This is a genomic window from Geobacter sp. PheSNFMC (assembly GCF_059620965.1).
Window position 1 is genome coordinate 1 of sequence record NZ_JCAMRN010000107.1, and the last position, 6,740, is coordinate 6,740.

The following is a 6,740-nucleotide window of genomic DNA, read 5'->3' on the forward strand; positions in this document are numbered from 1 at the left end:
TCGCGGCAACAACCGGTGACCAGGCTGATAGCCTCCGTCAGCTTGCCACTTCCGTGAAAAAGCAGCGCAAGGCCACGAAACCCTCTGCCGGCGAAGGCCAGAACCAGAAGGGGGTCCGGGTCATCTCCGTGACCAGCGGCAAGGGCGGAGTCGGCAAGAGCAACGTGGTGGTTAACCTGGCCCTGGCCCTGGCCCGGCGCGGCAAAAAGGTCCTGGTCATCGACGCCGACCTGGGGCTCGGCAACATTGACGTGCTGATCGGCATTTCCCCCGATCATACCCTGAACGATGTCTTCTCCGGCAAGAAGCGCCTGGACGAGATCATTACCGAGGGCCCCGGCGGCATTCGCGTCATCCCGGCCGGATCGGGACTGCCCGACTTCACCTCCCTCGGCCTCCAGGAGCGGGTGAAGATCATGGACGAGCTGGACGCGCTGGAGGAGGATTTCGACATCCTCATCATCGATACCGAGGCGGGCATATCGGACAACGTCACCTACTTCAACAGCGCCTCCCAGGAAATCGTGGTGGTGGTGACCCCCGAGCCGACCTCCATCACTGACGTCTATGCCCTGATCAAACTCCTGGCGACGCGCCATGCGGAACGCTACTTCAAGGTTCTGGTCAACATGGCCCGGGATACGGACGACGCCCTGCAGGTGTTTGCCAAACTGTCAAACGTGACGAGCCGGTTTCTTGACATCTCTCTCGATTACCTGGGATGCGTGGTGCGCGACGATGCGGTGCTGGACGCGGTGAAGAGCCAGAAACCGGTGCTGGAGTTGTGCCCCGATTCGGCTGCGGCCGGCTGCTTCACCACGCTGGCGCGGCGCATCCTTGAAAACAGCGGCGAGCGGCGCGTGAAGGGGAACGTCCAGTTCTTTTTCCGGCGCTTCCTCGGCGCACCGGTGGAGAGCCTATGAACTGCATGCTGAAGGCATACGAGCAGGAAGCCCAGCGGTCAGCGGCCCAGACCCGCGACGAACTCATCGTGAACCATCTCCCGCTGGTCAAATTCCTGGTCGGGCGGATCGCCTCACAGCTTCCCCCTCACCTGGACCAGGAAGATCTCATGAGCGCGGCGATCATCGGTCTGATCACCGCGGCAGAGCGTTTCGACCCGGCCCGCGGCGTGCAGTTCAAGACCTTTGCCGAGCAGCGGATCCGGGGAACCATCATCGATGAGCTCCGTTCCCAGGACTGGCTGACCCGGTCGCTGCGGGACAAGTTCAAGAAGCTGGAGAAGGAGTTCGTGCTCCTGGAGCACCGGTTGGGGCGCAATCCCACCAGCGAAGAGGTGGCCACCGCCCTCAAGATGAGCGTTGACGAGTATTACCAGATGCTGGAGGAGATTCACCTCCTCTCCTTCGTCAGTCTGAACGAATCCTGGGAGGACGACGACGGCAGCCCCTTCGGGCTTCTGGACATCCTGGCCGACACCTCCATCGAGAACCCCCAGAGCCAGCTCATGGCGCGCCAGATGCTCGATTCGCTCACCGAGTCCATTGAGTCGCTTCCGGAGAAGGAGCGGCTGGTCATTACCCTCTACTATTACGAGGAGTTGAACCTGAAGGAAATCGGCGCCGTGCTGGAACTGTCGGAGTCGCGCATTTCCCAGCTCCACAGCCAGGCCATCGTGCGGCTGCGGGCCAAGATGAAGAACATGAGGTAACGACCGGAACCCGGGGGCGGGGACCGGAAAAACCTTCCAGGGAGAACCTATGAACAGCGGCATCTATTCGGCATTATCGGGAAACATTGCAGCCATGAAGCGGCTCGATGTCCTTTCCAACAACCTGGCCAACGTGAACACTCCCGGCTTCAAAAAGGACCGGATGACCTTTGAAAGCCTCCTCCAGGCGGCCGGCACGGTTCCCCGGGCCGGCGCAACCGATGCGCCGGTCTACTCGGAAACCGCTTTCTTCACCGACCATTCCCGCGGTTCGGTTTCCCAGACCGGCAATACGTTCGATCTGGCCATCGACGGCGATGGGTTCTTCGTGGTCAACACCCCCGAAGGGAAGGCGTACACCCGGCAGGGGAACTTCAAGCTCGACGCAACGGGCAGGCTGGTGACCGCCGACGGCTACGAGGTGTCGGGCGGCGGCCCCATCGTCATCAACGGCAGCCGGGTGGAGATCAACGCCAGGGGGGAAATACTGGTGGACGGCAGCCCGGTGGGAACCCTGGAGGTGGTCGACTTCCCCAAACCCTATGCTCTTCAGAAGAACGGCAGCGCCCTCTTCACGCCCACCGATCCCCAGACCGTGGCTCAGCCCGTCCAGGGCGAACCGGTGCGCCAGGGATACCTTGAGCTGTCGAACGTGAGCGCCGTCCAGGAGATGGTGCAGTTGATCGAGACCCAGCGTTTCTTTGAAATGTGCTCGAAGGCGATCAAGGCCTACGACGATATGGCCGGCAAAGCAGCCAACGAAGTCGGTAAAATCTAGGGACCCGGGACGAGCGAGAACCTGTAGCCCCAGGGGCGGACCGCGTTCGTCAAGGCGCATGCAATGCGCCTTGACGGAGTGCACAGGAACAATACAAGGAGAAAAACATGATCAGAGCATTGTGGACGGCGGCCTCAGGGATGCAGGCCCAGCAGACGAACATCGACGTCGTCGCCAACAACCTGGCCAACGTCAACACCACGGGCTTCAAGAAGAGCCGTGCCGATTTCCAGGATCTCATGTACCAGAACCTGAAAACCTCCGGCGCCCCCTCCACGAGCTCGACCCAGGTGCCGAGCGGCATCCAGATCGGCCTCGGCGCCAAGCTGGCCGCGGTGACGAAGCTGTTCAGCGAGGGGAACATCAATCAGACCGGCAATGAGCTCGATATCGCCATCGAAGGGGACGGCTTCTTCCAGATCCAGATGCCCGACGGCACCACGACCTACTCCCGCGCCGGCGCCTTCAAGCGCGACGACCAGGGCAGGGTGGTCACCTCCGATGGCTACCCCATGCTCCCCGAGCTGGTGGTGCCGAGCAACGCCACCTCCATCAGCATCGGCAATGACGGCACCGTGTCGGTCACCCAGGCGGGCCAGACCTCGCCCACCAATATCGGCAATATCCAACTGGCCACCTTCTCCAATCCGTCGGGGCTTACCGCCCTTGGGCGCAACCTCTTCCAGGAGTCGGATTCCTCGGGCACTCCCACCACCGGCACCCCGGGGCAGAACGGCATCGGCACCCTGGCCCAGGGCTTCCTGGAGATGAGCAACGTGAGCGTCATGGAGGAGATGGTCAACATGATCGTGGGCCAGCGGGCCTACGAGGTCAACTCCAAGGCGGTCCAGACCGCCGACGACATGCTCCAGCAGGCCAACAACCTGCGGCGGTAAAGGCGGTGACCAGGGACCGGGAAGGGCAGATATGCGGAGCGTTGCGCTGATCACTTTTTTCGTGCTGGCGGTTGGGACGGCGGCCTTTGCCGTACCGACCACCCAGACCATACCCAACGCCCGGGTGAAGGAGGCCATCACCGAATTCGTCCGGCAGAAGACCGACGGCCTCGGGATGGAAACGGCCCTGCGTCGGGTAGGCTTTCAGGGGGACCTGAAGCTCCCTGCCGGCGAGGTCGGTTTCGAGGTGGCTGCGCCGAACCGGTGGGAAGGGTGGGGGAAGGCAAACCTGGCCCTTATTGTCCGGGTAAACGACCGGGTGGAGCGGAACATCTCCATCCCCGTGGAGGTGGAGGCCCTTGCCGATACGGTGGTCGCCTCTCATCCCCTGGCGCGGGGGGATATCATCACCAGCGACGATGTGACGGTACAGAAGCGGGACATCTCTTCGGTCAACGGCAGGGTGTACCGGAGCATCGACGAGGTGGTGGGCAAGCGCGTCAAGAATGCGGTCCGGGCCAACACCCCCCTGAGCGGCGCAAGCATTGAGAAGATGCCCCTGGTGAAAAGCGGCCAACTGGTGACCATCATCGCCGAAAGTCCGTCCCTGCGCCTCACGGCCACCGGCAAGGCCCGGGGCAACGGCGCCGAGGGCGACATCATCAAGGTCCTGAACATGGGGTCACTGAAGGAAATACCGGCGCGGGTGATCGATGTGGGAACCGTGCAGGTGGATTTCTAGGGGGAAGCGAGCCTTTTTCGCCCTGACTGCGTCAGGCTGCGGGTTTGCTTGTCAGGACGAAAAAATCTCGTTTCCTGACAGGGAGTGAGGAGATACGTCAGTGAAACGATTGGCCATGTCAATAATCTGTCTCGCCCTGGCCGGGTGCACCGTGGAAAGGACCGAGGTGCGGACTCCGACCTTTGACGAACAGCTCCGGCCGGCCCCGCCCACCTATGCCAACGGCTCCATCTGGCAGGCGTCCACCGCGGGCCTTGCCGTCGACCACAAGGCCCGCAACCGGGGCGACATCATCACCGTTCTGATCGTCGAGCAGGCGAGCGCCAGCAAAGAGGCCACCACCGACACCGAGCGCAAGGCCGAGGTGTCGGCCAGCATCCCCTATCTCATGGGGCTGGAAAAGAGTTCCACCCTCTTCGGCAAGCTGACCAACGCCAACCCCAACAACCTGCTCGGGGCCAGCACCAACTCCAAGTACGAGGGGAGCGGCGCCACGACCCGCCGGGAGAACCTGCTGGCAACCATGACGGCCAAGATCACCGATGTCCTGCCCAACGGCAACTTTCTGATCGAAGGCCGGCGTAACGTGAAGGTGAACAACGAGGACCAGATTCTGGTGCTCCAGGGGACCATCCGCCCCCGGGACGTGTCGCCGGACAACACCATCAGCTCGACCCTGATCGCGGACGCGCGGATCTCCTATACCGGCAACGGCGTCATCAGCGACCGGCAGCGGCCGGGGTGGCTCATGAATATCCTGGACTATATCTGGCCCTTCTAGTGGAGGGAAACGCGCCTTTTGCGCAATCCCGGCGTTGGTCTCCGGGTTCGCTTGTGCGGCGCACCGAGGGGGACGCCTCCGCGCGAATCCTCGGCCGCCTTGGCCTTGCACAAAAATCGCGTTTCCTGAACTGACAGCGATTTGGAAAAAACCATGACCAAAAAAATCATCTGCATAGTGGCACTTCTGCTGGCTCTTCCCCAGTTGGCCCTGGCGATCAGGATCAAGGACATCGCCAGCTTCGACGGGGTGCGGGACAACCAGCTCATCGGCTACGGCCTCATCGTGGGCCTGAACGGCACGGGCGACAGCGACCAGACCAAGTTTCCGGTCCAGTCCCTGACCAACGTGCTGGAGCGGATGGGCATCACCGTGAACCGCGACGATATCAAGGTGAAGAACGTGGCCGCGGTCATGGTGACCGCCGAGCTTCCCCCCTTCTCCAAGCAGGGGACCAGGGTCGACGTGCTCGTCTCATCCCTGGGCGACGCCAAGAGCCTTGCCGGCGGCACGCTGCTCATGACCCCCCTCACGGGTGCCGACGGCCAGGTCTACGCCGTGGCCCAGGGGGGCCTGCTGACCAACTCCTTCTCCTACGGCGGCCAGGCGGCAACGGCCCAGAAAAATCACCCCACGGCCGGCCGGATTCCCAACGGAGCACTGGTGGAGCGGGAACTGCCAAACGTCCTGGCGGATCGGTCGCAACTGCGGCTCAATCTGCACCAGCCGGATTTCACCACTGCCACGCGCATCGCCCGGGCGGTCAATGAGCAGTTCAAGGCCGGCGTGGCCACCTGCAATGACCCCGGGGCGGTCATGATTTCCCTCCCCGACGCCTATCAGGGGCGGGTGGTGGAATTCGTCGCCGACATGGAGCGCCTCGAGGTGCGCCCCGACAACCCGGCAAAGGTGGTCCTGAACGAGCGGACCGGCACCATCGTCATCGGCGAGAATGTCCGCATCGACACCGTTGCGGTCTCCCACGGCAACCTGACCCTCCTGATCAAGGAGGCGCCCAGGGTTTCCCAACCCCAGCCCCTGAGCCGCACGGGCGAGACCGTGGTGGTGCCCCGCACCGGCATCAAGGTTTCCGAGGAGAGCGGCGGGCTGGCCGTGCTGCGCGAGGGAGCCAGCATCGGCGACGTGGTGCGTGCCCTCAACGCCCTGGGGGTGACGCCGCGGGACCTGATCGGCATTCTCCAGGCAATCAAGGCTGCCGGTGCCATGCAGGCGGAACTGTCGGTCATCTGACACGTTTCTCCGGCTACGGTATTCGTTTCACGAGAGGGTGCCCGCGGGCGCCCTCTCGTGCAGTTTGGCACATAACATGCTGTCATCTGGACAGGGCCGGTATGGCTAAAGTTTTCCCGATGGTGGCCGATAGGTGAATCATGCACACACGTATGCCGACCGAAACTCTCATGGCTGACGCCGAAACGGCACGCGCCCGGCAACTGGCTTCCCGGGCCGGGAAGGTCGAGCAGGAACGGATGGCGGCAAAGAAGGTTGCCCGGGAGTTCGAAGCCGTGTTCATCGGCATGATGCTCAAGTCCATGCGCGACACCGTGGGCAAGGACGACCTCACCGGCGGCGGCAGGGGGGAGGAGATATTCCGCTCCATGCTCGACCAGGAGTATGCCACGGCCTGTGCGGCGTCGGGCGGGCTCGGCCTGGCCCCCCTCATCGAGCAGCAGATTCTGCCCCGTGAGACGCAACCCTCCGTAGTGCCGGCGGCGAAGCCGGCCGCGGATGAAAAGAACGGTGCCCGATAGCTATGCTGATTGATAGCGATATCGTATCCCTTTCCAGCGCGGGGGCGCCTCCCGCTGCACCGCCGAAGGCGGGCGCGGGGCACGCGGCCAGGGCCGAGG

Annotated in this window: 8 protein-coding genes; all 8 read left to right on the plus strand. The window is 63.2% G+C overall.

The genetic code is table 11. The features are described 5' to 3' along the window. Positions 1-923 (plus strand): MinD/ParA family protein (locus AC6CDK_RS17285; protein WP_496639937.1); only part of this gene is annotated, 923 nt, incomplete at its 5' end. Next, positions 920-1,672 carry a FliA/WhiG family RNA polymerase sigma factor gene (locus AC6CDK_RS17290; protein ID WP_039646807.1) on the plus strand — a complete coding sequence of 251 codons (753 nt, stop codon included), beginning with the start codon at positions 920-922 and terminating at the stop codon, positions 1,670-1,672. The genes AC6CDK_RS17285 and AC6CDK_RS17290, both read left to right, overlap by 4 nt. Positions 1,673-1,721: 49 nt before the next feature. Beyond that, positions 1,722-2,450: a flagellar basal-body rod protein FlgF gene (gene flgF / locus AC6CDK_RS17295; RefSeq protein ID WP_039646805.1), complete on the plus strand. Its 729-nt coding sequence runs from the start codon at positions 1,722-1,724 to the stop codon at positions 2,448-2,450. A 107-nt stretch (positions 2,451-2,557) separates the two neighbouring features. Beyond that, positions 2,558-3,346, plus strand: coding sequence for a flagellar basal-body rod protein FlgG (gene flgG / locus AC6CDK_RS17300; RefSeq protein ID WP_039646802.1), 789 nt, complete (start codon positions 2,558-2,560; stop codon positions 3,344-3,346). 31 nt (positions 3,347-3,377) lie between these two features. Further along, positions 3,378-4,088: a flagellar basal body P-ring formation chaperone FlgA gene (flgA, locus tag AC6CDK_RS17305; RefSeq protein WP_192905369.1), complete on the plus strand. Its 711-nt coding sequence runs from the start codon at positions 3,378-3,380 to the stop codon at positions 4,086-4,088. A gap of 100 nt (positions 4,089-4,188) precedes the next feature. Next, positions 4,189-4,869: a flagellar basal body L-ring protein FlgH gene (locus AC6CDK_RS17310; RefSeq protein ID WP_039646798.1), complete on the plus strand. Its 681-nt coding sequence runs from the start codon at positions 4,189-4,191 to the stop codon at positions 4,867-4,869. A gap of 153 nt (positions 4,870-5,022) precedes the next feature. Further along, complete coding sequence (locus AC6CDK_RS17315; RefSeq protein WP_039646796.1) at positions 5,023-6,120, plus strand: flagellar basal body P-ring protein FlgI; 1,098 nt, start codon at positions 5,023-5,025, stop codon at positions 6,118-6,120. Positions 6,121-6,260: 140 nt separating this feature from the next. Next, positions 6,261-6,641, plus strand: coding sequence for a rod-binding protein (locus AC6CDK_RS17320; RefSeq protein ID WP_039646794.1), 381 nt, complete (start codon positions 6,261-6,263; stop codon positions 6,639-6,641). Positions 6,642-6,740 lie beyond the last annotated feature (99 nt).